Genomic DNA, 24,578 nt, shown 5'->3' with positions numbered 1-24,578 from the left:
ACCGGCCGTGGGCGGGCCGGCGCCGTTTCGGGTTATCCCTTATCATCGGGCGGCCGGGTTTTCCGGCCGTCTTTTTTCTGTGGCCTGCACACATGAAGCCGTCGCCATTCGTCGAGTTGCAAGGGGTCGTCTTCGGCTATGGCGACGGGCGGCGCGTGCTCGATGGCGTGGACATGGTGGTCCCTCGGGGTGGCGTGACGGTGCTGCTGGGGGCGTCGGGCGGCGGTAAGACCACGATCTTGCGCCTCATGGGAGGGCAGTTGCGCCCCGACAACGGCCGGGTGTTCTTCGATGGGCACGATATCGGGACGCTCGATCGCGCAGGCCTGTACGCAATGCGCCGCCGCATGGGGATGCTCTTCCAGTTCGGCGCGTTGTTCACCGACATGTCGGTGTTCGACAACGTGGCGTTTCCGCTGCGCGAGCACACCCAGCTGTCAGAGCCGCTGATCCGTGACATCGTGTTGATGAAGCTGCACGCGGTGGGCTTGCGCGGTGCGCGCGACCGCATGCCCGGTGAACTGTCGGGCGGCATGGCGCGGCGGGTGGCGCTGGCGCGTGCGATTGCGCTCGATCCGGAGTTGGTGCTGTACGACGAGCCGTTTTCCGGGCTCGATCCGATCTCGCGCGGGACGGCGGCGCGGCTGATCCGCCAGCTCAACGACACGTTGGGGCTGACCAGCGTCGTCGTCTCGCACGAGCTGGATTTCACGTTCGCGGTGGCCGACCACATCGTGGTGTTGGTGGATGGCAAGGTGGCGCTGCAGGGCACGCCCGACGAGGTCCGGCGCAGTGACGATCCGCTGATACAGCAGTACATTCAGGCGGCACCGGATGGCCCCGTGCGTTTTCATTATCCTGCCGTCTCGGTGGAGGAGGATTTCGGGCCGCGTGCCGCTCAGGGAGGGCGTGCATGAAAGGGGGGCGTCTGGCAGACCTGGGTTTTGCGGTGCGTACCAAGCTCGCCGACATCGGGCTGGGCGCACGGCTTTTCGTGCGCCTGGTGCTGGGGATGGCGCCGGCGCTGCGGCGCTTCGGGCTGGTTCGGGACCAGCTGCACTTCCTGGGCAACCACTCGCTGTCGATCGTGGCCGTCTCCGGCCTGTTCGTCGGCTTCGTGCTCGGGCTGCAGGGGTACTACACGCTACAGCGCTACGGCTCATCCGAGGCGTTGGGGTTGCTGGTGGCGTTGAGCTTGGTGCGTGAGTTAGGGCCGGTGGTGACGGCCTTGCTGTTTGCGGGGCGTGCCGGCACGTCGCTGACCGCCGAGATCGGTTTGATGAAGGCGGGCGAGCAGCTCAGTGCGATGGAGATGATGGCGGTCGACCCCATCCAACGTGTGTTGGCACCGCGCTTTTGGGCCGGGGTGATCGCGACGCCGCTGCTGGCGGCGGTGTTCAGTGCGATGGGCATCATCGGCGGCTGGGTGGTGGGGGTGCTGCTCATCGGCGTCGATGGCGGGGCGTTTTGGAGCCAGATCCAGCACGGTGTCGATGTGTGGGCCGATGTGGGCAATGGCATGCTCAAGAGCGTGGTGTTCGGCGTTGCGGTGACTTTCATCGCCTTGCTGCAGGGGTATGCGGCGCATCCGACGCCAGAGGGCGTTTCGCGCGCCACCACGCGCGGGGTGGTCATGGCCTCGTTGACGGTGCTGGGGTTGGATTTTGTGTTGACCGCTTGGATGTTTTCGATTTGAGGAAAGAGGCTGGGCCATGCTGCAACGAACGAAAATCGACGTGTGGGTGGGTTTGTTCGTGCTCATCGGCGCGGCAGCCATCCTGTTTTTGGCCCTGCAGGCGGCCAATTTGCTGAATCTCAGCTTGGAGCCGACCTACCGGGTGACGGCGTTGTTTGACAACGTCGGGTCGCTCAAGCCCAAGGCCGCGGTGCGCAGCGGCGGGGTGGTGGTCGGTCGGGTCGAGTCGATCGCCTTTGACGACAAAACGTATCAGGCGCGGGTGGTGCTCGCGCTCGAATCGCGCTATGCTTTCCCCAAGGACAGCTCGTTCAAAATCCTCACCAGCGGCCTGCTCGGGGAGCAGTACGTGGGCATTGAGCCCGGTGGAACCGATGCCAATTTGTCCGATGGGGATGTGATCACACAGACCCAGTCGGCCCTGGTGCTGGAGAACCTGATCGGGCAGTTCCTGTTCAACAAGGCCGCAGAAGCCGGAGAAACGAAATGAAGGCCATGCTGTCACGACAGGGCGCGCGCCTCGTGGCGGGGGGCGCGGCGCTCGCGCTGCTCGCCGGCTGTGCCACGGGGCCGGATGCAAACCCGCGCGATCCGCTCGAGCCCCTCAACCGGGGCGTGTACCAGTTCAACGACGCGGTCGACCGCGCGGTCCTCAAACCGGTGGCCGAGGGCTACGTCGCGGCCGTGCCGCGACCGGTGCGCACGGGGGTCAGCAACCTCTTTGGCAACTGGCGCGACCTGTGGTCCGCCGTCAACGCGCTGCTGCAGGCGCGGCTGCAGCCTGCGGCGGAAAACGCGATGCGCTTCAGCGTCAACACCGTCCTCGGTTTCGGGGGGGTGCTCGACCTCGCGACCGAGATGGGCATCCCCCGCACGACGCTCGATTTCGGCCACACGCTGGGCCGTTGGGGCGTGCCGCCGGGGCCGTATGTCGTGCTGCCGCTGCTCGGGCCGTCGACGGTGCGCGAGACGGTGGCGCTGCCCGTCGACCGCCAGGGCGATCCGGTCAGCCAGGGCATCGACGATATCCCGACGCGCAACACGACGCAGGCGCTGCGCATCGTCGACACGCGCGCTTCGGTGCTGCGCGCCGGCGAGCTGCTGGAAGAAGCGGCGCTGGACAAGTACAGCTTCACCCGCGATGCCTACCTGGCACGCCGCCAGCGGCAGATCGACGCCGCGCGGGGCGAGGAGGAATGACGCATGACGCCGCGCGCGCGCCGTTGGCCGCCGCGGTGGGTGGATCGTAACCCTTGGTAACGGGGCGGAAACCGCCAGGCCCGCCCGCGATTCGAACGAAGCATGACACACGCATCCCTGTCTTCCCCGGTTTCGGTGGCCCGGCGCCGCTGGTTGCGCGGTGCCGGTTTGGCGCTCGCGCTGCCGTGGTGGGTGTCCGCCGTGCAGGCCCAACCCGAAGCGCCCGAGGCGCTCATCCAGCGCGTCGCCGGCGAGGTGTTCGACGCCGTCAAGCGCGACGCCGCGATCCGCAACGGGGATCTGGCGCGCATCACGCAGCTCGTCGACACGCTGCTGATGCCGCACGTCAATTTCGAGCGCATGACCGCGTCGGCCGTCGGGCGCTTCTGGCGTCAGGCCACGCCCGAGCAGCGCCAGCGGCTGCAGGCGGAGTTCAAAACGTTGCTGGTGCGCACGTACGCCGGGGCGCTGACGCAGATCCGCGACCAGACGCTGGTGGTCAAGCCGAGCCGTGCGGCCGCCGGGGCGTCCGAGGTCGTCGTGCGCTCCGAAATCCGCGGCAGGGGCGAGCCGATCCAGCTCGACTACCGGCTGGAGCAGACGCCCGCGGGCTGGAAGGTCTACGACCTCAACGTGATGGGGGTCTGGCTCGTCGAGACCTACCGCACCCAGTTCGCGCAGGAGATCAACGCCAAGGGGATCGACGGGCTGATCGCCGCGCTGGCCGAGCGCAACCGCGCCAACGCGCAACGCTCGTGACGCGATGGCTGAGGGGCGCTTCGTCGATCTGCCGGCGCTGCCGGCGACCCTGACCCACGCGCAGGCCGAGGCCTATCTGGCCGAGTGCCGGCGCGCGCTCGCGTCCGTGCCCGCCGGGGCCGCGGTGGCGGTCGATGCCGGGGCATTGCAGGTGTTCGATTCGTCCGCGCTGGCGGCGCTGCTCGCGCTGCGGCGCGAGGTGCTGGCGCGCGGTGGCGACTGGCACGTACGCCGTCTGCCCGAGCGGCTCCAGGCGCTTGCACAGGTGTACGGGGTGGCGGAGCTGCTGCCGACGTAGAATGGCGGGTTTATGTCCGCCGCTGTCACTTTCGCGCACGTCAGCAAGCGGTTCGCGTCGCCGCGCGGGCCGCTGCAGGCCCTGGACGACGTCACGTTCGACATCCAGCCGGGCGAGTTTTTCGGCTTGCTCGGGCCCAACGGTGCCGGCAAGACCACGCTGATCAGCATCCTCGCAGGACTGAGCCGTCCCAGCCAAGGGGCGGTCGCGGTGTTCGGCTCGGATGTGCACGCGGAGCCGATGCGTGTGCGCCGCGACTTGGGGCTGGTGCCGCAGGAGCTGGTGTTCGACCCCTTTTTCACCGTGCGCGAGGCGCTGCGGTTCCAGTCCGGCTATTTTGGCATCCGGCGCAACGAAGACTGGATCGACGAGCTGCTCGCCGGCCTGGGCCTGACCGACAAGGCCGACACCAACATGCGCGCGCTCTCCGGCGGGATGAAGCGGCGCGTGATGGTGGCGCAGGCGCTGGTGCACCGGCCGCGCGTGATCGTGCTCGATGAGCCCACGGCCGGCGTCGACGTCGAGCTGCGCCAGGGGTTGTGGGCCTTCGTGTCGCGGCTCAACCGTGACGGTTGCACCGTGCTGCTGACCACGCACTATCTGGAAGAGGCCGAGGCGCTGTGCAGCCGCATCGCGATGCTGCGGGGTGGGCGCGTGGTGGCGCTGGAGCGCACCGCCGACCTGCTGCGCCGCGCGTCGGCCAACGTGCTGCGCTTCAAGACCGATCAGGCGCTGCCCGCTGCGATCGCGGCGCGCGCGCGCGTCACCGGGCGCATTGCGCAGATCAAGGTGCACGACGCCTACGAGGTCGAGCAGACGCTGGCCGCGTTGCGCCAGGCCGGCGTCGTGATGGAGGATATCGAGGTCCACAAGGCCGATCTGGAAGACGTGTTCCTGGAGCTGATGGCCACCGCCCCGGCGACCCGGTCCGCGCAGGAGGTGTCGGCATGAGTGGCTGGCGCGCGCTGTTCGTCAAGGAGGTGCTGCGGTTCTGGAAGGTGGCGTTCCAGACCGTGGCCGCGCCCATCGTGACCGCGATGCTGTACCTGCTGATCTTCGGCCACGTGCTGGAGGAACACGTGCAGGTCTACGACGGCGTGTCCTACACCGCCTTTTTGCTGCCGGGGCTCGCAATGATGAGCCTGCTGCAGAATGCGTTTGCCAACAGCTCCTCCAGCCTGATCCAGAGCAAGATCATGGGCAACCTGGTCTTCGTGCTGGTGGCGCCGCTGTCGCACTGGGCGTGGTTCGGCGCCTATGTGGGGGCCTCCATTCTGCGTGGGCTGGTCGTTGGTGCCGGCGTGCTGCTGGTCACCGCGTGGGCGGCGGATCTGCGTCTTGCCCACCCGCTGTGGATCGCGGTGTTCGCGGTGCTGGGGGCGGGCCTGCTGGGGGCGCTCGGGGTGATCGCGGGTCTGTGGGCGGAAAAATTCGACCAGATGGCCGCGTTCCAGAACTTCGTCATCATGCCCATGACGTTCCTGTCGGGCGTGTTCTATTCGATCCACTCGCTGCCGCCGTTCTGGCAGGGGGTGAGCCACCTGAACCCATTCTTTTACATGATCGACGGCGCGCGCTACGGGTTTTTCGGGGTCAGCGACGTTTCGCCGTGGCTGAGCTTGGCGGTGGTGGCGTCGACGTTCACCGCCGTCGCGGCGCTGACCCTGTACCTGCTGCGCACCGGTTACAAACTGCGTCACTGAACGCCTGGATCCACCGGGCGCGTCCGTTATTTCTGTTGCCCTGACCATGATGACCGCCGAACACTTGCGCTCGCTCATTGCCGCCGGCCTGCCGTGCGACCACTTGGAGGTCACCGGCGACGGGCGGCACTGGGCCGCCGTGATCGTCTCCCCCGCCTTCGAGGGGCGGCGCGCGATCCAGCGCCACCAGATGGTCTACGCGACGCTGGGCGAGCGCATCCACAACGACGAGGTGCACGCGCTGTCGATGAAGACCTACACCCCGGACGAATGGCGCGCGCGCGCCGGCACACGCTGAGGCTGCGGCGATGGACCGACTTCTGATCCGTGGTGGACGACGACTGTGCGGCGAGGTCACGATTTCCGGCGCCAAGAACGCGGCGCTGCCCGAGCTGTGCGCGGCGCTGTTGACCGAGGAGGCGCTCACGCTGCGCAACGTGCCGCGGCTGCGCGACGTGGCGACGATGCGCACGCTGCTCGAGCGCATGGGCGTGGCGGTGCAAACGCACGGCGAGCGTGGCGGCATGACGCTGCATGCCGCGGGGCCGCTCGATCCGGTGGCGCCGTACGAGCTGGTCAAGACCATGCGCGCGTCGATCCTCGTGCTCGGGCCGCTGCTGGCGCGCTGCGGGCACGCGCGCGTGTCGCTGCCCGGCGGGTGCGCGATCGGCTCGCGCCCGGTGGACCAGCACATCAAAGGGCTGCAGGCGATGGGCGCGGAAATCGCCGTGGAGCACGGCGACATCGTCGCGCGGCTGCCGGCGGGGCGCTCGCGGCTGCGCGGAGCGCGCATCACCACCGACATGGTCACCGTCACCGGCACCGAAAACCTGATGATGGCCGCGACGCTGGCCGAAGGGCAGACCGTGCTGGAGAACGCCGCGCAGGAGCCCGAGGTGGTGGACCTGGCGGAGCTGCTCATCTGCATGGGCGCGCGCATCGAGGGGCACGGCACGAGTCGTATCGTGATCGAAGGCGCCGAGGCGCTGCACGGTGCCGAGCACGCCGTCGTCGCAGACCGCATCGAGGCCGGCACGTTTCTGTGCGCGGTGGCAGCCGCCGGCGGTGAGGCGTGGCTCGCCGCCGCGCGCGCGGATCACCTGGATGCGGTGATCGACAAACTGCGCGATGCGGGTGTGACCGTCGAGGAGGCCGCGGACGGGATCCGTGTGCACTCGCCGGGCGGTGCGGCGCTGAAGGCGCAGAGCTTTCGCACCACCGAGTATCCGGGCTTTCCGACCGACATGCAGGCCCAGTTCATGGCGCTCAACGCCATCGCGCAGGGGCCCAGCGCGGTGACCGAAACCATCTTCGAGAACCGCTTCATGCACGTGCAGGAGCTGGTGCGGCTGGGGGCACAGATCCGCATCGACGGGCGCACCGCGTTCGTCGAGGGGGGCGCCCGCCTGTCCGGCGCGACCGTGATGGCGACCGACCTGCGCGCCTCGGCCAGCCTCGTCATCGCCGGGCTGGTGGCCGAGGGCGAGACGGTGGTCGACCGCATCTACCACCTCGACCGCGGCTACGACCAGATGGAGGTCAAGCTGCGCGCGCTGGGCGCCGACATCGAGAGGATCGCATGAGCCCCGACACCGTGACGCTGGCCCTGTCCAAGGGCCGTATCTTCGACGAGACGCTGCCGCTGCTGCGCGCCGCCGGTATCGAGGTGCTGGAAGACCCGCAGACCTCGCGCAAGCTGATCCTGCCGACCAACCGGCCCGACGTGCGCGTGGTGCTGGTGCGCGCCACCGACGTGCCGACCTACGTCGAGCACGGTGGGGCCGACCTCGGTGTGTGCGGCAAGGACACGCTGATCGAGCACGACGCCGCGTGGGGCGGCGCGGCGCGCGCCGGGCTGTACCGGCCGCTCGACCTGGGGATTGCGCGCTGCCGCATGAGCGTGGCGGTGCCGGCCGATTTCGACTACGCCCGCGCGGTGCGCCAAGGCGCGCGCCTGCGCGTGGCGACCAAGTACGTCGCGATCGCGCGCGAGTTCTTCGCCAGCAAGGGCGTGCACGTGGACCTGATCAAGCTTTATGGCAGCATGGAACTCGCGCCGCTGACGGGCCTGGCCGACGCCATCGTCGATCTGGTCTCCACCGGCAACACGCTCAAGGCCAACCGCCTGGTCGAGGTCGAGCGCATCATGGACATCTCGTCGCAACTGGTCGTGCGCCCGACCGCGCTGAAGGTGCAGGGGGCGCGCATTCGCCCGATTATCGACGCGTTCCGCGAAGCGGTGCGCGCCCGCGGGGCCTGATGCGATCGCGGCGATCGGTGCTTTCCATCGTGCGCCCGCGCCCGCCAGCGGCGACTCCTGCGACAATTGACGCACCATGACCACGCCCGAGATGCCCTGTGCCCGGCCGCTGCGGCTGGACACGACCGAACCGGACTTCGCCACGCGCTTCGCCGAGCGGCTGCACTGGTCCGCCGAGACCGACGCGGAGATCGAGGCGCGCGTCGCGCAGATCCTGGCCGACGTGCGCGCTCGCGGTGACGCCGCGGTGCTCGAGTACACGCGCCGCTTCGACGGCGTGGAGGCGGCGAGCGTCGCCGAGCTCGAGATCGGCCCGCAGGCACTGCGCGCCGCGTTCGAAGCGATCCCGGCCGCGCAGCGCGACGCGCTGCAGCAGGCCGCCGCGCGCATCCGCCGGTACCACGAGGCGCAGCTCGACGCCTGCGGGCGGTCGTGGCAGTACCGCGACACCGACGGCACGCTGCTGGGCCAGAAGGTCACGCCGCTGGACCGCGTGGGCCTCTACGTGCCGGGCGGCAAAGCCGCGTACCCGTCGAGCGTGCTGATGAACGCCATTCCCGCCCACGTCGCGGGCGTGCCCGAGATCGTCATGGTCGTGCCCACGCCGCGCGGCGAGCGCAACCCGCTGGTGCTCGCCGCCGCCCACGTCGCCGGGGTGCATCGCGCCTTTGCCATCGGGGGGGCGCAGGCGGTGGCGGCGCTCGCCTACGGCACCGCCACGGTGCCCAAGGTGGACAAGATCACCGGCCCCGGCAACGCCTACGTGGCCAGTGCCAAGAAGCACGTGTTCGGCACCGTCGGCATCGACATGATCGCCGGGCCGAGCGAAATCCTCGTGCTGGCCGACGGCACGACGCCGCCCGACTGGGTCGCGATGGACCTCTTCAGCCAGGCCGAGCACGACGAGCTGGCGCAGTCCATCCTGCTGTGCCCGGATGCCGCGTACCTGGACGCCGTGCAGGCGGCGATCGACCGGCTGCTGCCGACGATGCCACGTGCGGCGATCATCGCGCGCAGCCTCAACGGCCGCGGCGCACTCATCCGCACGCGCAGCATGGCCGAAGCGTGCGAGCTGAGCAACCGCATCGCGCCGGAACACCTCGAGATCGCCAGCGCCGAGCCGCAGCGCTGGGAGCCGCTGCTGCGCCATGCCGGGGCGATCTTCCTCGGGGCCTACACCAGCGAAAGCCTGGGCGACTACTGCGCGGGGCCCAACCACGTGCTGCCTACCAGCGGCACCGCGCGCTTTTCCAGCCCGTTGGGCGTGTACGACTTCCAGAAGCGCTCCAGCCTCATCGCCGTCAGTGCCGACGGCGCGCAGACGCTGGGGCGTATCGCGTCGGTGCTGGCGCATGGCGAGGGGCTGACCGCGCACGCCCGCGCGGCCGAACTGCGGCTGCACGGGGCCGGCCATCCGGACGCGGCCGTTTCCGGGGGGCAGCGCGCAGGGGGCGCGGAGGGCGCGCAATGACCGATTTGCTCCAGCGGGCGCTGGCACGTGTTCGCGACGACGTGCAGGGCATGCACGCCTACGCGATTCAGGACGCGACGGGCCTCATCAAGCTCGACGCGATGGAAAACCCCTATCCGCTGCCCGAGGCGCTGCAGCGTGCGCTGGGCGAGCGGCTGGGGCGCGTGCCGGTGAACCGCTACCCCGGCCCGCGCGTCGAGGACCTCAAGCGCGCGCTGGCCGCGTATGTCGATTTACCGCCCGGCGCCGCGCTGATGCTGGGCAACGGGTCGGACGAGCTCATCGCGTTGCTCGCGCTGGCGTGCGACCGCCCCGGTGCGGCCATCCTCGCACCGGTGCCCGGTTTCGTGATGTACGCGATGAGCGCGCAGCTGCAGGGGCTGGCGTTCCACGGCGTGCCGCTCACCGCCGACTTCGCGCTCGACGAGGCCGCGATGCGGGACGCGATCGCCCGCGTGCGCCCCGCCATCACCTACCTGGCCTACCCCAACAACCCCACCGCCAACCGCTGGGACCCGGCGGTGATGCGCCGCCTGATCGCCGCCGTGGGCGACGTGGGCGGTCTGGTCGTCGTCGACGAGGCGTACCAGCCGTTCGCGAGCCACACCTGGCTGGACGAGTGGCGCGCCGACCCGGCCGCGCACGCGCACGTGCTGGTGATGCGTACGCTGTCGAAGTTCGGGCTGGCCGGTGCGCGGCTGGGCTACCTGATCGGCGCGGCGCCGCTCGTCGCCGAGCTCGACAAGGTCCGCCCGCCCTACAACGTCAGCGCCCTCAACGCGGAGTGTGCGCTGTTTGCGCTGGAGCACGCCGACGTCTTTGCCGAACAGGCCGCCGCGATCCGCGCCGAGCGCGCGCGCCTGATGGCGGCGCTCGCGGCGCTGCCGGGCGTGCAGGTCTACCCGAGCGAGGCCAACATGATCCTCGTGCGTGTGCCGGACGCCACACGGGCGTTCGCCGGCTTGCGCGCGCGCGGCGTGCTGGTCAAGAATGTTTCTACAATGCACCCGTTGCTCGCCAACTGTCTGCGGCTGACCGTGGGCACGCCCGCCGAAAACGACGCGCTGCTCGCGGCGCTGCCGCCTTCGCTATGACCACCCTGCCAGCTCCGAGCGCCGCCGCCCGCACCGCGGACGTGCAGCGCGTGACGGCCGAAACCCAGATCCGCGTGCGCGTCGACCTCGACGGCAGCGGGCGCAGCCGGCTCGACACCGGCATCGGCTTTTTCGATCACATGCTCGACCAGATCGCCCGCCACGGGCTGATCGATCTGGACGTCGAGTGCCGCGGCGACCTGCACATCGACGGGCATCACACGGTGGAGGACGTCGGTATCACCCTCGGACAGGCGGTGGCGCGCGCCGTGGGCGACAAGCGCGGCATCCGCCGCTACGGCCACGCCTACGTGCCGCTGGACGAGGCGCTGTCGCGCGTGGTGGTCGATTTTTCCGGCCGGCCGGGCCTGTTCATGGACGTGCGCTTCACCGCGGCGATGATCGGGCAGTTCGACACGCAGCTCGTGCACGAGTTTTTCCAGGGCTTTGTCAACCACGCGGGCGTGACGCTGCATATCGACAACCTCAAGGGCCACAACGCGCACCACCAGTGCGAGACGATCTTCAAGGCGTTTGCGCGCGCGCTGCGCGCCGCGCTGGAGCGCGATCCGCGTCTCGGGGACGTCGTGCCCTCGACCAAAGGCAGCCTGTGAGCCGGTGCGTGCCGCCCCCCGATCGGTCACGATGAACAGTCAGGTCAAGCGCGAGACGGTCGCGGTCGTCGATTACGGCATGGGGAACCTGCGCTCGGTGGCGCAGGCGGTCATCCACGCCGCGCTGGCGACCGATCACGTGGACGTCGTGGTCACCGCCAGCCCCCAAGTCGTGCGCGACGCGCACCGCGTCGTCCTGCCGGGCCAGGGGGCCATGCCCGACTGCATGGCCGAGCTCGAGCGCAGCGGCCTGCGCGAGGCGGTGCTGCACGCCGCGGCCACGAAGCCGCTCTTTGGCGTGTGCGTGGGGATGCAGATGCTCCTCGACCACTCGGAGGAGGGCGACACGCCGGGCTTGGGGCTCATCCCGGGGCGGGTGCGGCGTTTTTGCCTCGAGGGGCAACGCCAGCCCGACGGCAGCCGCTACAAGGTGCCGCAGATGGGCTGGAACCGCGTCTGGCACGGGCTGGAGCACGGCGCTGCCGAGCGACCGCGCGCGCACCCGCTGTGGGCCGGTATCCCGGACGGCAGCTATTTCTACTTCGTGCACAGCTACCACGCGCACCCGGTCGACCCGGCCCATGCGGTCGGCGAGACCGAGTACGGCGTGCGCTTCGCCAGCGCGATCGCACGCGACAACCTCTTTGCCACCCAGTTTCACCCTGAAAAGAGCGCCGCGCACGGGCTGGCGCTGTACCGCAACTTCCTGCACTGGAACCCCTGACCCGACGCCATGCTGCTGATCCCCGCCATCGACCTCAAAGACGGCCAGTGCGTTCGCCTCAAGCAAGGCGACATGGAGCAGTCCACCGTGTTCAGCGACGACCCGGCCGCGATGGCGCGCCACTGGGTCGACCTGGGGGCGCAGCGGCTGCACCTGGTGGACCTGAACGGCGCGTTCGCCGGCAAGCCGAAGAACGAGGCGGCGATCCGCAGCATCCTGCGCGAGGTCGGTGACGAGGTGGACGTGCAGCTCGGCGGCGGTATCCGCGATCTCGACACCATCGAGCGCTATCTGGACGCGGGGCTGCGCTACGTCATCATCGGCACGGCGGCGGTCAAGAACCCTGGCTTCCTGCAGGACGCCTGCACGGCGTTTGGCGGCCACATCATCGTCGGGCTCGACGCCAAGGACGGCAAGGTCGCCACCGACGGCTGGAGCAAGCTCACCGGCCACGAGGTCGTGGACCTGGCCCGCAAGTTCGAGGACTACGGCGTGGAGGCGGTGATCTACACCGACATCGGCCGCGACGGCATGCTCACCGGCATCAACATCGACGCCACGGTGCGGCTTGCGCAGGCGCTGTCCATCCCGGTGATCGCCTCCGGCGGCCTGTCGAACCTGGAGGACGTGCGGCGGCTGTGCGCCGTCGAGTCCGAGGGGGTCGAGGGCGTGATCTGCGGCCGCGCCATCTACAGCGGCGAGCTGGACTTTGCCGCCGCGCTGCGGCTGGCCGACGAGCTGAGTGCCTGAGGCGATGCTGGCCAAGCGCATCATCCCGTGTCTGGACGTCACCGGCGGGCGCGTCGTCAAAGGCGTCAACTTCGTCGATCTGCGCGACGCCGGTGACCCGGTCGAGATCGCCGCGCGCTACAACGAGCAGGGCGCGGACGAACTCACCTTTCTCGACATCACCGCCACCAGCGACGGGCGCGACCTGATCCTGCCGATCATCGAGGCGGTAGCTTCGCAGGTGTTCATTCCACTGACCGTTGGCGGCGGCGTGCGCACGGTCGAGGACGTGCGCCGGTTGCTCAACGCCGGCGCGGACAAGGTCAGCTTCAACTCCGCGGCGATCGCCAACCCGCAGGTCATCCGCGACGCGTCGGCCAAGTACGGCTCGCAGTGCATCGTCGTGGCGATCGACGCCAAACGCCGCACCCCCGCCGACGAGGCGCGCCCCGGGCCGGACGGCGGGCCCATCGGGCCGGGGTGGGACGTGTACTCGCACGGCGGGCGCAAGAACGTCGGGCTCGACGCCGTCGCGTGGGCGCGCCGGATGGCGGCGCTGGGCGCGGGCGAGATCCTGCTCACCAGCATGGACCGCGACGGCACCCAGGCCGGTTTCGACCTGGCGCTCACGCGCGCGGTCAGCGATGCGGTGGACGTGCCGGTCATCGCCTCCGGCGGCGTCGGCAACCTGGATCACCTGGTCGACGGCATCCGCCTGGGCGGGGCGGACGCGGTGCTCGCGGCCAGCATCTTCCACTACGGCACCTACACCATTGCGCAGGCCAAGCAGCGGCTGGCCGACGCGGGCATTCCGGTGCGCCGTGGGTGACGGACCGGCGCGAGCGTTGAGGCAGCGCGCAGGATCATCCGCGGTGGGGTGCGCGTCGCTCTCCGCATGACGGTCGTTGCGCATGTTCTTCACTTGCGCGGGCGGCTGGCGTGTGTCGCGCCGCGTGCGCCGGACGTGATACGCTAGCGCTCCATGAACTGGTTGGACGAGGTGCGTTGGGACGCCGACGGGCTGGTGCCGGCGATCGCGCAGGAGCGCGGCAGCGGCGACATCCTGATGATGGCTTGGATGAACCGCGAGGCGCTGCAAAAGACCGCGGAGACCGGGCGGGCCGTTTACTACAGCCGCTCGCGCCGACGCCTGTGGTTCAAGGGCGAGGAGTCGGGCCACGTGCAGCAGGTGCACGAAATCCGCCTCGACTGTGACGGCGACGTCGTGCTGCTGCAGGTGACGCAACTCGGGCACGTGCCGGGCATCGCGTGCCACACCGGGCGGCACAGCTGTTTCTTCCAACGGCTGGACGTCGCCACCGGCCGCTGGCAGGCCGTCGATCCGGTGCTCAAAGACCCCGAAACCATCTACCGCTGAGACCGCTGAGACCGCCGAGACCACTGAGCCATGCCCGACACCCCGCCCGCCGATACCCCGCCGCTCGATACCCTGCTGCGCCTGGCCGCCGTCATCGAGAGCCGCAAGCCCGCCGCGGGCGGTGACCCGGAGCGCAGCTACGTCGCGCGGCTGCTGCACAAGGGGCCGGACGCGTTCCTGAAAAAAATCCCCGAGGAGGCCGGCGAGGTCGTGATGGCCGCCAAAGACCTGCAGCACGGCGCCGGCAGCCACGGCGCACTGGTGGGCGAGGTGGCCGATCTGTGGTTTCACAGCCTGATTGCGCTGGCGCACTTCGGCCTGGGCCCCGCGGACGTGGTGGCCGAGCTGGCGCGGCGCGAGGGGCTGTCGGGTCTGGAGGAAAAGGCGCTGCGCAAGGCGCGCGAGCGCGAGGTCGCCGCATCGGTGCCGCCCACCGCCGCCGGCTGACACCCCAGGAGCCCCGCATGGACGATCCGCGCGTTATCGACCTCACGCCCCGCAGCCCCGAGCAGCTCGCGAGCCTGCGGCGGCTGACGCTGATCATCTACATCCTCTACGGCGCGTCGTGGTTCGTCGCGGTGACGGCGTTGATCGCCATCATCGTCAACTACGTCAAGCGCGAGGACGCGGCCGGTACCCTCTACGAGAGCCACTTCACGTGGCAGATCCGCACCTTCTGGTGGAGCCTGCTGTGGGCCTTGCTGGGCGTGGCGACGATCTGGTTCGGGGTCGGCGCGCTGATCCTGCTCGCGGCCGCGGTGTGGTCGCTCTACCGGCTGGTCAAGGGCGTGCTGTACTGGAACGACCGCAAGCCCATGCCCGTTTGATGTCCACGAGACCCCATGACACACGATCCGAACTGCATTTTCTGCAAGATCATCGCCGGCCAGATCCCGAGCCGCAAAGTGTACGAGGACGACGAGCTGTACGCCTTTCACGACATCCATCCGTGGGCGCCGGTGCACTTCCTCATCGTGCCCAAGGCACACATTCCGTCGATGGCGCAGCTCACGCCGGCGCACGAGCGCCTGATGGGGCGGTTGATGGTGCTGGCGCCGCGGCTGGCGCTGGAGCAGGGCTGCCTGCCGTATCCCGAAGGCGGCTTTCGCATCGTTTGCAACACCGGCGAGCACGGGGGGCAGGAGGTGCACCACCTGCACGTGCACGTCATCGGCGGCCCGCGCCCCTGGCGCAAGGGCTGATACGCCGCGCGGGCCGTTTCGGGCACAATCACGGCTGTCGCGCCCCGCTGAACCGGGGCGGGTGTCCTCTCCTCTAAACCCAGGCATCGGGGCTGGCTGCCCCGTCGTTGGAGACTTTCATGGGCAGTTTTTCCATCTGGCACTGGCTGGTCGTGCTGCTGATCGTGGTGCTGGTCTTCGGCACCAAGAAGCTCAAGAACATCGGCTCGGACCTCGGCGCGGCCGTCAAGGGTTTCAAGGACGGCATGAAGACCGGCAGCGAGTCCGAACCCGCGACCACCGCCACCGCGCAGGTCGGCCAGGACAAGGCGGCCGAGAAGACCACCATCGACGTCGACGCCAAGACCAAGTCCTGATCGCGGTCGCGTAGCGCATGATCGACCTCGGGATATCCAAGCTCGCCCTCATCGGCGTGGTGGCGCTCGTCGTCATCGGGCCGGAAAAGCTGCCGCGTGTGGCGCGCACCGTCGGCGCCCTGCTGGGCAAGGCGCAGCGTTACGTCGCCGAGGTCAAGGCCGAGGTCAACCGCACCATCGAGCTCGAAGAGCTCAAACGGATGAAAGAGTCGGTCGAAAAGGCCGCGCGCGAGGTCGAGACCCAGGTCAGCTCGACCGCCGCCGAATTCGAGCGCGAGTGGTCCGAGGTGACCGCGGGGCTCGACGGTGCGTCGGCCAGCACCGGCGGCCCGGACCCCGCGACGCAGGACGCGCTGTCGTCGCTGGGCTCGCCGGTCTATCCGCAATACCGCCGACCGAAAAAGAACTTCCGCCTCAAGCGCCAGGCCGTGCCCCAGTGGTACAAGGCCCGCGCCGGCGTGCGCACCCGGGCGCTGTCCGGTGCGGCGCGTGTGGCGCGTTACCGTCCCAAGTCCGTGCAGCGCTGAGCCATGGCCGACCCGAAAGACCCTGCCGACGAACTCGCCGGCACCGAGCAGCCGTTCGTCGCGCACCTGATGGAGCTGCGCGACCGCATCCTGTACGCCCTCTACGGCGTCGGGGCGGCGATGGTGCTGCTGGCCATCTGGCCCGGTCCGAGCGGCCTCATCGACTGGATCGCCGTGCCGATCCGCGCCCACATGCCGCCGGACGTCAAGCTGATCGCGGTGGGCGTCTTCACGCCGTTTTTCGTGCCGCTCAAGGTGCTGATGATGGCGGGGCTGCTGCTGGCGCTGCCCTGGGTCATCTACCAGATCTGGGCCTTCGTGGCACCGGGCCTCTACAGCCACGAGAAGCGCTTTGCGCTGCCGCTCATCGTCATCGGCAGCGCGCTGGCGTACCTGGGCATCGCGTTCGTGCAGTTCTTCGTGCTCGACAAGATGTTCGCCTTCATCCAGGGCTTCACGCCGGCGAGCGTCAACGCCACCCCGGACATCGCGTCCTACGTCGAGGCGATCCTGTCGCTCTACCTCGCGTTCGGACTGGCGTTTCAGGTCCCGGTGGTCGTGATGCTGATGGTGCGCTTCGAAATGGTGACGGTGGAAAAGCTCAAGTCCTTCCGCGGCTACTTCATCGTCATTGCGTTCGTCATCGCGGCGATCGTCACGCCCCCGGACGTCATTTCGCAGCTCGCCTTGGCCATCCCGATGTGCCTGCTGTACGAAATCGGCATCTGGGGCTCGCGCTGGTTCGCGAGCACGAAGCCGAAGACCGAGGCCTCGGCAGCCGACGCCGATCAGTCCTGACGCGAAGGCGAACGCCCCGGTGGCCGATACCCTTCAGTCCTGACGCTGCCCTGCCGGTGGGCGCCGTCCGGGCACCACGGTGAGCGTGCGGGGGCTGCCGCGGCGCAGCACCTCCAGCGCCGCCGGTTCACCGGGGCGCAGCGCCGCGACGGCCGACAACAGCCCCGGCACATTGCGGATCGGCGTGTCGCCCACGCGCGTGATCACGTCCCCGGGCACGATGCCCGCCTGGTCCGCCGGGCCGCCCTGCAGCACCCCCGTGACCACGACGCCCTGCGACGCGGGCACGCCAAAGTGCTGGGCCAGCTCGGGGGTGAGCTCGCGGGGCTCGACGCCGATCCAGCCGCGCGTGACCGCACCGTCGCGCACGATCGCCGCCATCACCTCGCGCGCGGTCGCGACCGGAATCGCGAAGCCGATGCCCATCGAACCGCCCGAGCGCGAGTAAATCGCGGTGTTGATGCCGATCAGGTGCCCCTCGGCGTCGACCAGCGCGCCGCCGGAGTTGCCGGGGTTGATCGCCGCGTCGGTCTGGATGAAATTCTCGAACGTGTTGATGCCGAGCTGGCTGCGCCCCAGCGCGCTGACGATGCCGGCCGTCACCGTCTGCCCGACGCCGAACGGGTTGCCGATCGCGAGCACCCGGTCGCCCACCTCCAGCGACTCCGACTGGCCGAGGACGATCACCGGCAGGTCCGACAGCTCGATGCGCAGCACGGCGAGGTCGGTTTCGGGGTCGGTGCCGATCACGCGCGCCGGCGCCTGCCGGCCGTCGCTCAGCTGCACCAGGATCTCGTCTGCCTCCTCGATCACGTGGTGGTTGGTGAGGATGTAGCCTGCGGGGCTGACGATCACGCCCGAGCCCAGGCCGGTCTGCGGCTCGACCTCCGGCCGGTCGCCGAAGAAGAAGCGGAACCACGGCTCTTGCGCGTGCGGGTGGGGCGCCGCCTTGCTGGTGCTGATGCTGACCACCGCCGGTGCCGCGGCGCGCGCGGCGGCGCTCAGGCTGTTGCCGGCGATCACCGGGCTGCGGGTATCGGGCTCGACCTCGAACACCGGCACGACGCTGGCCAGCCGCGGGCGCTGGCTCAGCCACTGCGGCTTGAGCGTGGCGACCACAAACCAGACCGCCAGCAGCACGGTCACCGTCTGGGAAAACAACAGCCAGAGACGTTTCATGGGGGCGAGCAGGGCGGCCGATGCGCGGCAATTGCCCCTTTGGGTAGCAGGGTTGATATGGGTCAAAGCGCCCGCGGCAGGTCCGCTTTCCAATGGAGGGTGTCGTGAACCGCACAGGAGTGGCGCATGAAAGCGATTGTGGACCTTTTTTCGACCGACTACGGCCTCATGAGCCTGGGGGTGATCGTCTTCATGTTGGGCATGGGGATGTTCTTTTACCGCATGTTCACGAAAAAGATCGAGGAGTCGGCGCGCGCATCCGGCAAATCCTGACGCGGCGCCGGGCTGCGTGGGCGGTGCGACAATCCGCCCATGACCGCGATCGAATCCCCCGCTGCGGCCGCCCGCCCGGCCGCAGTCAGCCGTGAGGCGCTGCTCGGCGCGTTCGACGCGCTGCTGGAGCCCGCACGCTTTCAGGACTATGGCCCCAACGGCCTGCAGGTCGAAGGGCGGGCACAGGTGCGGCGCCTGGTCAGCGGCGTCACGGCGAGCCTGGCGCTGATCGAGGCCGCCATCGACGCCGGGGCCGATGCCATCCTCGTGCATCACGGGCTTTTCTGGCGCGGCCAGCGCGGCACCGTCACCGGCTGGATGAAGGGCCGGCTGCAGCGCCTGCTGGCGCACGACATCAACCTGTTTGCCTACCACCTGCCGCTGGACGCGCACCCGCAGTTGGGCAACAACGCGCAGCTCGGCCAGCGCCTCGGCTTCGCGCCGCTGGCCGACGGGGCGTGGGGGCGTTTCGGCGAGCAGCAGCTCGGCTTTCTCGGCGTGTGCGACGCGCCCGACGCGGCGGCGCTGGCTGCGCGGGTCGAGGCGGTGCTGGGTCGTGCCGTCACCTGCATCCCCGGTGACGGGCGGCCGATCCGGCGCGTGGGCTGGTGCAGCGGCGGCGCGCAGGGGTATTTCGAGGCGGCGATCGCCGCCGGCGTGGACGCGTTCCTGACCGGCGAGCTTTCGGAACCGCAGGCACACCTGGCGCGCGAGTGCGGCGTGGCCTTCCTCGCCTGCGGGCACCACGCCACCGAACGCTACGGCGCGCCGGCGTTGGGGGCGCACGTCGCGGCGCAGCTCGGCCTCGAGCACCGCTTCATCGACATCGACAACCCGGCCTGATGGACACCACCCGCCGCGCCGCGCCGGATGCGCCGGTCGCCCTCACGATGGGCGACGCTGCGGGCATCGGGCCGGAGATCATCGCGGAGGTGTTTCGCCGCCGCCCCGAGTGGTCGGCGCGCTGCGTCGTGATCGGCGACCTGGCGGTGATGCGCCGCGCGGTCCAGGTCACCGGCGGTGCCCTGCCGATCGCGGTGCTCGACGGGCCGCAGCAGGCGCGCGACGTCCCGCCGCGCTGCATTCCGCTGTGGCCTGCGGTGTCGCTGGCGGCGCTGCCCCCCTTCGGCGCCGTCAGTGCCGCGGCGGGGCGTGCCGCGGCCGATGCCGTGATCCTGGCCGCGGAGGCGGCGCTGCGTGGCGAGGTAGCGGCGCTCGTGACCGCGCCGCTGAACAAGGCCGCCCTGGCCGCCGCGGGGTTGGACGTGCCGGGGCATACGGAGCTGTTGCAGGCCGTGGCCGCGCGGCACCTCGGGTGTGCGCCGGCGCAGCTGCCCGTGCGCATGATGCTCTCCAACGACGAGCTGCGCACGGTGCTCGTCAGCATCCACGTGTCGTTGCGGGAGGCGATCGAAGCCGTCACCGCCGAGCGCGTGTGGGAGACGCTGCGCATCACGCACACGCATTTCACCGAGCGGCTCGGCTGGCCGCGCTGCCGCATCGCGGTGGCGGGGCTCAACCCGCACGCCGGCGAAGGTGGGCTGTTCGGCCGCGAGGAGATCGACGCGATCGCCCCGGCGGTCGAACGCGCGCGCGCCGCAGGCTGGTGCGTCAGCGGCCCGCACCCGCCGGACACGGTCTTCATGCGCGCGCGCGCCGGCGCGTTCGACGTCGTCATCGCGATGTACCATGACCAGGGGCTGATCCCGGTCAAGTACCTGGGCCTGGATCGGGGGGTCAACACGACGCTGGGCCTGCCGTTTGTCCGCACCAGCCCGGACCACGGCACGGCCTTCGACCTCGCGGGCCAGGGGCGGGCCGACCCGGGCAGCCTGATCGCCGCATTGGAGGCGGCCCTCTCGGCGTGCGGGTCGGCCGCCGCGCGGACCGGTTCAGCGCCCACCCCCGCCGGTTGACCCGCATCAAGGCAGCGCGCGCGGCGAGTCCTTTACAATGATGGGGATCACGGGCACGGGGTCGGCGCGGGCACGCGCGGCGTCCGTGGCCGGCGTTTTGTTCCTCGCTTTACGAAAGTCCTCCCCATGAGCGAAGCCCCCCTGGACCAAGACCGCCGGACTTGGCTGATCACGTCGTGCGCCGTGGGCGGCGCCGGCGCGGTCGCTGCGGCGGTTCCCTTCGTCAGCTCGTTCGCCCCGTCGGAGCGCGCCAAGGCCGCGGGTGCCTCGGTCGAAGTCGACGTCTCCAAGCTCCAGCCGGGCGAGAAGATGGTCGTCGAGTGGCGCGGCAAGCCGGTGTGGATCATGCGCCGCACACCCGAGATGCTGGCGTCGCTCGAAAAGGTGGAGCCCCAGCTCGCGGACCCCAACTCCGACCGCAAGGCCTACCCCACGCCGCCGTACGCGAAGAACCGGCACCGCTCGATCAAGCCCGAATACCTGGTCGCGGTGGGCATCTGCTCGCACCTCGGCTGCTCGCCCGTGGACAAGTTGCAGCCCGGCCCGCAGCCGTCGTTGCCGGACGATTGGCAGGGCGGCTTCCTGTGCCCCTGCCACGGCTCGACCTTCGACCTCGCGGGCCGTGTCTTCAAGAACAAGCCCGCGCCGGACAACCTGGAAATTCCGCCGCACCACTACGTGTCGGACACCGTGGTGCTGATCGGCGAAGACCCGCCCAAGGCCTGAGGCGACGGCAACCCGCAATCCAGCTCTAGGGAACCACCATGGCCGAGTTCAAGGAAGCCCCTCCCAACGCGTCGCGCGGCGAAAAGCTCCTGACCTGGATCGACAACCGCTTTCCGTTGTCGAAGATGTACAAGGAGCACATGTCCGAGTACTACGCGCCGAAGAACTTCAACTTCTGGTATTTCTTCGGCTCGCTGGCGATGCTGGTGCTCGTCATCCAAATCGTCACCGGCATCTTCCTCGTGATGCACTACAAGCCCGACGCCTCGCTCAACAGCGCCGGTGTGCCGGTTGCGTTCGCGTCGGTCGAATACATCATGCGCGACGTGCCGTGGGGCTGGCTGATCCGCTACATGCACTCCACCGGCGCGTCGGCGTTCTTCATCGTCGTGTACCTGCACATGTTCCGCGGGCTGATCTACGGCTCGTATCGCAAGCCGCGCGAGCTCGTGTGGATCTTCGGCTGCGCGATCTTCCTCGCGCTGATGGCCGAGGCCTTCATGGGCTACTTGCTGCCGTGGGGCCAGATGTCTTACTGGGGCGCGCAGGTGATCGTCAACCTGTTCTCGGCGATTCCCTTCATCGGCCCGGACCTGGCGATCCTGATCCGTGGTGACTACGTGGTCAGCGACGCGACGCTCAACCGCTTCTTCAGCTTCCACGTGATCGCGGTGCCGCTGGTGCTGCTGGGGTTGGTGGTCGCGCACATCATCGCGCTGCACGAGGTCGGCTCCAACAACCCGGACGGCATCGAGATCAAGGCGACCAAGGGGCCGGACGGCAAGCCGCTCGACGGCATCCCGTTCCACCCGTACTACACCATCCACGACATCCTCGGCGTGGCGGTGTTCCTGATGGCGTTCTCGGCGATCGTCTTCTTCGCGCCGGAGTTCGGCGGCTACTTCCTCGAGTACAACAACTTCATCCCGGCCGATCCGATGGTGACGCCGCCGCACATCGCCCCGGTGTGGTACTTCACGCCGTTCTACTCGATGCTGCGCGCCACCACGTCCGAGATGATGTACGTGCTCGTGGCGGTGGTGCTCGTCGCCGGATTGCTCGCCGCGCTGAAGTCCAACGGCGGTGCGGTCGCCAAGGCCGGCATCGTCGGCGGCGCGGTCGTGCTGTCGGCGCTGATGCTGACCATCGACGCCAAGTTCTGGGGTGTGGTCGTGATGGGCGGCGCCGTCGTCATCCTGTTCTTCCTGCCCTGGCTGGACAAGAGCCCGGTCAAGTCGATCCGCTACCGGCCGAACTGGAACAAGTACCTGTACGGTCTGTTCGTGATCAACTTCCTGATCCTGGGCTATCTGGGGGTGCTGCCGCCGTCGCCGGTGGGCGAGCGCGTCTCGCAGGTGGGCACGCTCTTCTATTTCGGCTTCTTCCTGCTGATGCCGTGGTGGAGCCGGCTGGGCGAGTTCAAGCCCGTGCCCGCCCGCGTCACCTTCCACGCCCACTGATGTTGCAGGAGACCAACCCCATGAAGCGATGGATTGCCACGGGTCTGCTGGCCCTCGGTGCGGTGTTTGGCGCGGTGGGCGCGGCCCACGCAGCGGGAACGAGCTTCCCGATGGACAAGGCCCCGCGCCTGACCAACGACCAGGCGGCGCTGCAAAACGGTGCCAAGATCTTCGTCAACTACTGCCTGAGCTGCCACTCGGCGTCGTTCGTGCGCTACAACCGGCTGACCGAGATCGGTCTGACCGAGAAGCAGATCAAGGAAAACCTGATGTTCACCACCGAGAAGGTGGGGGACCAGATGATCGCCGCGATCGATCCGAAGCAGGCCAAGGCGTGGTTCGGCGCGCAGCCGCCGGACCTGTCGCTGGTGGCGCGCTCTCGCGCGGCGCAGCTCAGCTACAGCGGCACGGACTATCTGTATACCCTGCTGCGCGGGTACTACCGTGACCCGAACCGCCCCACCGGTTGGAACAACGTCGCCTTCCACAACATCGGCATGCCGCACCCGCTGTGGGAGCTGCAGGGCGAGCGCAAGCCTATTTTCGAGAAGGTCGTCAGCCACGGCCACGAGACCGAGGTCTTCCGCGGCTGGGAGGTGGTCAAGCCCGGCAAGCTCACCGAAGCCGAGTACGACCGCACGGTCGCCGAGCTCGTCGCGTTTCTGGAGTGGATGGGCGAGCCCGCGAAGAACGACCGCATCCGCCTGGGGGTGTGGGTGATGATCTTCCTGGGCGTGTTCACGGTCATCGCCTGGCGCCTGAACGCGGCCTATTGGAAAGACGTCAAATAACCCTTATCTGATCCGGCGCCGTCCGGTTCGTGCAGTGGGTGCGCCAGCCCTGGGGTGGCCACCCACTGTTTTGCTTTGTCGAGGAGCCAGCACACCATGATGGTTTTGTACTCGGGCACCACCTGCCCGTATTCGCATCGCTGCCGTTTCGTGCTGTTCGAAAAGGGCATGGACTTCGAAATCCGCGACGTGGACCTCTACAACAAGCCGGAGGACATCGCGGTGATGAACCCCTACGGTCAGGTGCCGATCCTGGTGGAGCGCGACCTGATTCTGTACGAGTCCAACATCATCAACGAATATATCGACGAGCGTTTTCCGCACCCGCAGCTGATGCCCGGCGACCCGGTCGACCGCGCCCGTGTCCGGCTGTTTCTGCTCAACTTCGAGAAGGAGCTGTTCACCCACGTGTCGGTGCTGGAGCAGCGCAGCCCGAAGCCCACCGACAAGCAGATCGAGAAGGCCAAGGCCCACATCCGCGAGCGCCTGACGCAGCTCGCGCCCGTGTTCCTGAAAAACAAATACATGATGGGCGACAACTTCTCGATGCTCGACGTGGCGATCGCACCGCTGCTGTGGCGCCTCGATCACTACGGCATCGAGCTCAACAAGAACGCCGCGCCGCTGCTGAAGTACGCCGAGCGCATCTTCTCGCGTCCGGCGTACATCGAGGCGCTGACGCCCTCCGAAAAGGTGATGCGCAAGTGATGGACAGCGACGCCGGCCTGCCGTCGACGCGGCCGTACCTGATCCGCGCGCTGCACGAGTGGTGCACGGATGGTGGGTTCACGCCCTACATCGTGGTCGCGGTCGACGAGCGCGTGCAAGTGCCGCGCGAGTACGTGCGCGACGGCCAGATCGTGCTCAACGTCGGCTACGAGGCGACGAGCGGCCTGCAGATCGGCAACGACTTCGTCACCTTCAAGGCCCGCTTCGGTGGCGTCGCGCGCGAGGTGGTGATCCCCATCGACCACGTGATCGCGATCTATGCGCGCGAGAACGGCCAGGGCATGGCGTTCCCAGCACCGGCACCCGCCGAGCCGGCCGCCGCCTCTGGCGACGCCGCGCCGGACGCGGGGCAAAAGCTCCACGCCGTCGACACGAGCGACGGCCCCGACAAGCCGTCGGGTGGCGGCGGCAAGCGCCCCGCGCTCAAGCGCGTCAAGTGACCGGTCCGCGCTGGCCCCATCGGGGGGCGGCGGGCATGTGGGCGGTTACAATCCGTGATGACGATGTCACCGCGCCCGCGTGACGTTGCATCGACGGTGCAGGGGGTGTCGCCCGTTTTTCTGCGTCGTCCTCGCCGCTTTAGCTCAGTTGGTAGAGCACCCGCCTTGTAAGCGGTAGGTCGTCTGTTCGAGTCAGACAAGCGGCACCAGCGCTTTCGTCCACGTTCTTGCCCAACGTCCCGGGCGTCTGCTTCT

33 protein-coding genes and 1 tRNA gene are annotated in these 24,578 nt (G+C 69.0%); 33 read left to right on the top strand and 1 reads right to left on the bottom strand.

Features of this window, described 5'->3' with window-relative positions; all coding sequences use genetic code 11:
- The first annotated feature begins 92 nt into the window (after window positions 1-92).
- The 24 genes from LCC91_RS10165 to tatC all read left to right on the top strand — a co-directional run bounded on the left by LCC91_RS10165 (window position 93) and on the right by tatC (window position 16,809).
- The gene (locus LCC91_RS10165; RefSeq protein ID WP_043703673.1) at window positions 93-917 is read left to right on the top strand and encodes an ABC transporter ATP-binding protein; all 825 of its coding nucleotides are present in this window, start codon (window positions 93-95) and stop codon (window positions 915-917) included.
- Window positions 914-1,696: a lipid asymmetry maintenance ABC transporter permease subunit MlaE gene (mlaE, locus tag LCC91_RS10160; RefSeq protein WP_043703675.1), complete on the top strand. Its 783-nt coding sequence runs from the start codon at window positions 914-916 to the stop codon at window positions 1,694-1,696. Before LCC91_RS10165 ends, mlaE begins: the two co-directional genes overlap by 4 nt.
- A 19-nt stretch (window positions 1,697-1,715) precedes the next feature.
- Window positions 1,716-2,186, top strand: coding sequence for an outer membrane lipid asymmetry maintenance protein MlaD (gene mlaD / locus LCC91_RS10155; RefSeq protein WP_043704110.1), 471 nt, complete (start codon window positions 1,716-1,718; stop codon window positions 2,184-2,186).
- Window positions 2,183-2,896: an MlaA family lipoprotein gene (locus LCC91_RS10150; protein ID WP_043703677.1), complete on the top strand. Its 714-nt coding sequence runs from the start codon at window positions 2,183-2,185 to the stop codon at window positions 2,894-2,896. Before mlaD ends, LCC91_RS10150 begins: the two co-directional genes overlap by 4 nt.
- 102 nt (window positions 2,897-2,998) lie before the next feature.
- The gene (locus tag LCC91_RS10145) at window positions 2,999-3,655 is read left to right on the top strand and encodes an MlaC/ttg2D family ABC transporter substrate-binding protein (RefSeq protein WP_082007748.1); all 657 of its coding nucleotides are present in this window, start codon (window positions 2,999-3,001) and stop codon (window positions 3,653-3,655) included.
- Window positions 3,656-3,659: 4 nt separating this feature from the next.
- Entirely contained in the window at window positions 3,660-3,953 is a 294-nt protein-coding gene (locus LCC91_RS10140) for an STAS domain-containing protein (RefSeq protein WP_043703679.1), read from the top strand.
- Window positions 3,954-3,965: 12 nt separating this feature from the next.
- Entirely contained in the window at window positions 3,966-4,904 is a 939-nt protein-coding gene (locus LCC91_RS10135; RefSeq protein ID WP_043703681.1) for an ABC transporter ATP-binding protein, read from the top strand.
- The gene (locus tag LCC91_RS10130; protein WP_043703682.1) at window positions 4,901-5,656 is read left to right on the top strand and encodes an ABC transporter permease; all 756 of its coding nucleotides are present in this window, start codon (window positions 4,901-4,903) and stop codon (window positions 5,654-5,656) included. Before LCC91_RS10135 ends, LCC91_RS10130 begins: the two co-directional genes overlap by 4 nt.
- A gap of 49 nt (window positions 5,657-5,705) precedes the next feature.
- Window positions 5,706-5,954, top strand: a complete 249-nt coding sequence (locus LCC91_RS10125) for a BolA family protein (RefSeq protein ID WP_043703684.1) — start codon at window positions 5,706-5,708, stop codon at window positions 5,952-5,954.
- A gap of 10 nt (window positions 5,955-5,964) precedes the next feature.
- A complete protein-coding gene (gene murA, locus LCC91_RS10120; protein WP_043703685.1) occupies window positions 5,965-7,239 on the top strand; it encodes a UDP-N-acetylglucosamine 1-carboxyvinyltransferase in 1,275 nt (424 codons plus the stop codon).
- Complete coding sequence (hisG, locus tag LCC91_RS10115) at window positions 7,236-7,916, top strand: ATP phosphoribosyltransferase (protein WP_043703687.1); 681 nt, start codon at window positions 7,236-7,238, stop codon at window positions 7,914-7,916. The genes murA and hisG overlap by 4 nt, the downstream gene beginning before the upstream one ends.
- A 76-nt stretch (window positions 7,917-7,992) precedes the next feature.
- Window positions 7,993-9,387, top strand: coding sequence for a histidinol dehydrogenase (hisD, locus tag LCC91_RS10110; protein ID WP_052231808.1), 1,395 nt, complete (start codon window positions 7,993-7,995; stop codon window positions 9,385-9,387).
- Window positions 9,384-10,481, top strand: a complete 1,098-nt coding sequence (hisC, locus tag LCC91_RS10105; RefSeq protein ID WP_043703689.1) for a histidinol-phosphate transaminase — start codon at window positions 9,384-9,386, stop codon at window positions 10,479-10,481. Before hisD ends, hisC begins: the two co-directional genes overlap by 4 nt.
- A complete protein-coding gene (hisB, locus tag LCC91_RS10100) occupies window positions 10,478-11,095 on the top strand; it encodes an imidazoleglycerol-phosphate dehydratase HisB (protein WP_043703690.1) in 618 nt (205 codons plus the stop codon). The genes hisC and hisB overlap by 4 nt, the downstream gene beginning before the upstream one ends.
- A gap of 31 nt (window positions 11,096-11,126) precedes the next feature.
- Window positions 11,127-11,819, top strand: a complete 693-nt coding sequence (hisH, locus tag LCC91_RS10095; protein WP_043703691.1) for an imidazole glycerol phosphate synthase subunit HisH — start codon at window positions 11,127-11,129, stop codon at window positions 11,817-11,819.
- 9 nt (window positions 11,820-11,828) lie between these two features.
- On the top strand, window positions 11,829-12,569 hold the full coding sequence (hisA, locus tag LCC91_RS10090) for a 1-(5-phosphoribosyl)-5-[(5-phosphoribosylamino)methylideneamino]imidazole-4-carboxamide isomerase (RefSeq protein ID WP_043703692.1): 741 nt from the start codon (window positions 11,829-11,831) through the stop codon (window positions 12,567-12,569).
- Between the two features lie 4 nt (window positions 12,570-12,573).
- Window positions 12,574-13,377 (top strand): imidazole glycerol phosphate synthase subunit HisF, encoded by an 804-nt coding sequence (gene hisF, locus LCC91_RS10085; RefSeq protein ID WP_043703694.1) that lies wholly within the window; start codon window positions 12,574-12,576, stop codon window positions 13,375-13,377.
- A gap of 153 nt (window positions 13,378-13,530) precedes the next feature.
- Complete coding sequence (hisI, locus tag LCC91_RS10080; RefSeq protein WP_043703697.1) at window positions 13,531-13,926, top strand: phosphoribosyl-AMP cyclohydrolase; 396 nt, start codon at window positions 13,531-13,533, stop codon at window positions 13,924-13,926.
- A gap of 30 nt (window positions 13,927-13,956) precedes the next feature.
- Window positions 13,957-14,373 carry a phosphoribosyl-ATP diphosphatase gene (locus LCC91_RS10075; RefSeq protein WP_043703699.1) on the top strand — a complete coding sequence of 139 codons (417 nt, stop codon included), beginning with the start codon at window positions 13,957-13,959 and terminating at the stop codon, window positions 14,371-14,373.
- Between the two features lie 17 nt (window positions 14,374-14,390).
- A complete protein-coding gene (locus tag LCC91_RS10070) occupies window positions 14,391-14,753 on the top strand; it encodes a DUF4870 family protein (protein ID WP_052231809.1) in 363 nt (120 codons plus the stop codon).
- A 15-nt stretch (window positions 14,754-14,768) separates the two neighbouring features.
- Window positions 14,769-15,128: a histidine triad nucleotide-binding protein gene (locus tag LCC91_RS10065; protein ID WP_043703700.1), complete on the top strand. Its 360-nt coding sequence runs from the start codon at window positions 14,769-14,771 to the stop codon at window positions 15,126-15,128.
- Between the two features lie 119 nt (window positions 15,129-15,247).
- Window positions 15,248-15,484 carry a Sec-independent protein translocase subunit TatA gene (gene tatA, locus LCC91_RS10060; protein ID WP_043703702.1) on the top strand — a complete coding sequence of 79 codons (237 nt, stop codon included), beginning with the start codon at window positions 15,248-15,250 and terminating at the stop codon, window positions 15,482-15,484.
- Between the two features lie 17 nt (window positions 15,485-15,501).
- A complete protein-coding gene (gene tatB, locus LCC91_RS10055; protein ID WP_043703704.1) occupies window positions 15,502-16,011 on the top strand; it encodes a Sec-independent protein translocase protein TatB in 510 nt (169 codons plus the stop codon).
- Between the two features lie 3 nt (window positions 16,012-16,014).
- Entirely contained in the window at window positions 16,015-16,809 is a 795-nt protein-coding gene (gene tatC, locus LCC91_RS10050; protein WP_143897336.1) for a twin-arginine translocase subunit TatC, read from the top strand.
- A gap of 33 nt (window positions 16,810-16,842) precedes the next feature.
- On the opposite strand, the gene LCC91_RS10045 is transcribed toward tatC, so the two are convergent.
- Window positions 16,843-17,988, bottom strand: a complete 1,146-nt coding sequence (locus tag LCC91_RS10045; protein ID WP_043703709.1) for a S1C family serine protease — start codon at window positions 17,986-17,988, stop codon at window positions 16,843-16,845.
- A gap of 126 nt (window positions 17,989-18,114) precedes the next feature.
- Between LCC91_RS10045 and LCC91_RS10040 the strand changes: the two genes are divergently transcribed.
- The 9 genes from LCC91_RS10040 (at window position 18,115) to LCC91_RS10000 (ending at window position 24,532) form a co-directional block, all read left to right on the top strand.
- Window positions 18,115-18,261, top strand: coding sequence for a DUF3149 domain-containing protein (locus LCC91_RS10040; RefSeq protein WP_185974850.1), 147 nt, complete (start codon window positions 18,115-18,117; stop codon window positions 18,259-18,261).
- Window positions 18,262-18,300: 39 nt separating this feature from the next.
- Window positions 18,301-19,104, top strand: coding sequence for a Nif3-like dinuclear metal center hexameric protein (locus tag LCC91_RS10035; RefSeq protein WP_052231810.1), 804 nt, complete (start codon window positions 18,301-18,303; stop codon window positions 19,102-19,104).
- Complete coding sequence (pdxA, locus tag LCC91_RS10030; RefSeq protein ID WP_052231811.1) at window positions 19,104-20,177, top strand: 4-hydroxythreonine-4-phosphate dehydrogenase PdxA; 1,074 nt, start codon at window positions 19,104-19,106, stop codon at window positions 20,175-20,177. The genes LCC91_RS10035 and pdxA overlap by 1 nt, the downstream gene beginning before the upstream one ends.
- Window positions 20,178-20,303: 126 nt before the next feature.
- A complete protein-coding gene (gene petA, locus LCC91_RS10025) occupies window positions 20,304-20,903 on the top strand; it encodes a ubiquinol-cytochrome c reductase iron-sulfur subunit (RefSeq protein ID WP_058616062.1) in 600 nt (199 codons plus the stop codon).
- A gap of 38 nt (window positions 20,904-20,941) precedes the next feature.
- Window positions 20,942-22,363, top strand: coding sequence for a cytochrome b (locus LCC91_RS10020; protein ID WP_043703713.1), 1,422 nt, complete (start codon window positions 20,942-20,944; stop codon window positions 22,361-22,363).
- Between the two features lie 20 nt (window positions 22,364-22,383).
- Entirely contained in the window at window positions 22,384-23,154 is a 771-nt protein-coding gene (locus LCC91_RS10015) for a cytochrome c1 (RefSeq protein ID WP_043704124.1), read from the top strand.
- A 96-nt stretch (window positions 23,155-23,250) separates the two neighbouring features.
- The gene (locus LCC91_RS10010; RefSeq protein WP_043703716.1) at window positions 23,251-23,862 is read left to right on the top strand and encodes a glutathione S-transferase N-terminal domain-containing protein; all 612 of its coding nucleotides are present in this window, start codon (window positions 23,251-23,253) and stop codon (window positions 23,860-23,862) included.
- Window positions 23,862-24,323 (top strand): ClpXP protease specificity-enhancing factor, encoded by a 462-nt coding sequence (locus LCC91_RS10005; protein ID WP_043703718.1) that lies wholly within the window; start codon window positions 23,862-23,864, stop codon window positions 24,321-24,323. The genes LCC91_RS10010 and LCC91_RS10005 overlap by 1 nt, the downstream gene beginning before the upstream one ends.
- 133 nt (window positions 24,324-24,456) lie before the next feature.
- Window positions 24,457-24,532, top strand: a tRNA-Thr gene (locus LCC91_RS10000).
- Window positions 24,533-24,578 lie beyond the last annotated feature (46 nt).

Source organism: Tepidimonas taiwanensis (genome assembly GCF_020162115.1).
Lineage (GTDB): Bacteria > Pseudomonadota > Gammaproteobacteria > Burkholderiales > Burkholderiaceae_C > Tepidimonas > Tepidimonas taiwanensis.
This window is presented reverse-complemented; position numbering and strand designations above follow the sequence as displayed.

Bases quoted from the DNA above. Each gene is read 5' to 3' on its own strand.
- LCC91_RS10165 (WP_043703673.1), top strand. From the start codon at position 93: ATGAAGCCGTCGCCATTCGTCGAGTTGCAAGGGGTCGTCTTCGGCTAT.
- mlaE (WP_043703675.1), top strand. From the start codon at position 914: ATGAAAGGGGGGCGTCTGGCAGACCTGGGTTTTGCGGTGCGTACCAAG.
- LCC91_RS10150 (WP_043703677.1), top strand. From the start codon at position 2,183: ATGAAGGCCATGCTGTCACGACAGGGCGCGCGCCTCGTGGCGGGGGGC.
- LCC91_RS10145 (WP_082007748.1), top strand. From the start codon at position 2,999: ATGACACACGCATCCCTGTCTTCCCCGGTTTCGGTGGCCCGGCGCCGC.
- LCC91_RS10140 (WP_043703679.1), top strand. From the start codon at position 3,660: ATGGCTGAGGGGCGCTTCGTCGATCTGCCGGCGCTGCCGGCGACCCTG.
- LCC91_RS10135 (WP_043703681.1), top strand. From the start codon at position 3,966: ATGTCCGCCGCTGTCACTTTCGCGCACGTCAGCAAGCGGTTCGCGTCG.
- LCC91_RS10130 (WP_043703682.1), top strand. From the start codon at position 4,901: ATGAGTGGCTGGCGCGCGCTGTTCGTCAAGGAGGTGCTGCGGTTCTGG.
- LCC91_RS10125 (WP_043703684.1), top strand. From the start codon at position 5,706: ATGACCGCCGAACACTTGCGCTCGCTCATTGCCGCCGGCCTGCCGTGC.
- murA (WP_043703685.1), top strand. From the start codon at position 5,965: ATGGACCGACTTCTGATCCGTGGTGGACGACGACTGTGCGGCGAGGTC.
- hisG (WP_043703687.1), top strand. From the start codon at position 7,236: ATGAGCCCCGACACCGTGACGCTGGCCCTGTCCAAGGGCCGTATCTTC.
- hisD (WP_052231808.1), top strand. From the start codon at position 7,993: ATGACCACGCCCGAGATGCCCTGTGCCCGGCCGCTGCGGCTGGACACG.
- hisC (WP_043703689.1), top strand. From the start codon at position 9,384: ATGACCGATTTGCTCCAGCGGGCGCTGGCACGTGTTCGCGACGACGTG.
- hisB (WP_043703690.1), top strand. From the start codon at position 10,478: ATGACCACCCTGCCAGCTCCGAGCGCCGCCGCCCGCACCGCGGACGTG.
- hisH (WP_043703691.1), top strand. From the start codon at position 11,127: ATGAACAGTCAGGTCAAGCGCGAGACGGTCGCGGTCGTCGATTACGGC.
- hisA (WP_043703692.1), top strand. From the start codon at position 11,829: ATGCTGCTGATCCCCGCCATCGACCTCAAAGACGGCCAGTGCGTTCGC.
- hisF (WP_043703694.1), top strand. From the start codon at position 12,574: ATGCTGGCCAAGCGCATCATCCCGTGTCTGGACGTCACCGGCGGGCGC.
- hisI (WP_043703697.1), top strand. From the start codon at position 13,531: ATGAACTGGTTGGACGAGGTGCGTTGGGACGCCGACGGGCTGGTGCCG.
- LCC91_RS10075 (WP_043703699.1), top strand. From the start codon at position 13,957: ATGCCCGACACCCCGCCCGCCGATACCCCGCCGCTCGATACCCTGCTG.
- LCC91_RS10070 (WP_052231809.1), top strand. From the start codon at position 14,391: ATGGACGATCCGCGCGTTATCGACCTCACGCCCCGCAGCCCCGAGCAG.
- LCC91_RS10065 (WP_043703700.1), top strand. From the start codon at position 14,769: ATGACACACGATCCGAACTGCATTTTCTGCAAGATCATCGCCGGCCAG.
- tatA (WP_043703702.1), top strand. From the start codon at position 15,248: ATGGGCAGTTTTTCCATCTGGCACTGGCTGGTCGTGCTGCTGATCGTG.
- tatB (WP_043703704.1), top strand. From the start codon at position 15,502: ATGATCGACCTCGGGATATCCAAGCTCGCCCTCATCGGCGTGGTGGCG.
- tatC (WP_143897336.1), top strand. From the start codon at position 16,015: ATGGCCGACCCGAAAGACCCTGCCGACGAACTCGCCGGCACCGAGCAG.
- LCC91_RS10045 (WP_043703709.1), bottom strand. From the start codon at position 17,988: ATGAAACGTCTCTGGCTGTTGTTTTCCCAGACGGTGACCGTGCTGCTG.
- LCC91_RS10040 (WP_185974850.1), top strand. From the start codon at position 18,115: ATGAAAGCGATTGTGGACCTTTTTTCGACCGACTACGGCCTCATGAGC.
- LCC91_RS10035 (WP_052231810.1), top strand. From the start codon at position 18,301: ATGACCGCGATCGAATCCCCCGCTGCGGCCGCCCGCCCGGCCGCAGTC.
- pdxA (WP_052231811.1), top strand. From the start codon at position 19,104: ATGGACACCACCCGCCGCGCCGCGCCGGATGCGCCGGTCGCCCTCACG.
- petA (WP_058616062.1), top strand. From the start codon at position 20,304: ATGAGCGAAGCCCCCCTGGACCAAGACCGCCGGACTTGGCTGATCACG.
- LCC91_RS10020 (WP_043703713.1), top strand. From the start codon at position 20,942: ATGGCCGAGTTCAAGGAAGCCCCTCCCAACGCGTCGCGCGGCGAAAAG.
- LCC91_RS10015 (WP_043704124.1), top strand. From the start codon at position 22,384: ATGAAGCGATGGATTGCCACGGGTCTGCTGGCCCTCGGTGCGGTGTTT.
- LCC91_RS10010 (WP_043703716.1), top strand. From the start codon at position 23,251: ATGATGGTTTTGTACTCGGGCACCACCTGCCCGTATTCGCATCGCTGC.
- LCC91_RS10005 (WP_043703718.1), top strand. From the start codon at position 23,862: ATGGACAGCGACGCCGGCCTGCCGTCGACGCGGCCGTACCTGATCCGC.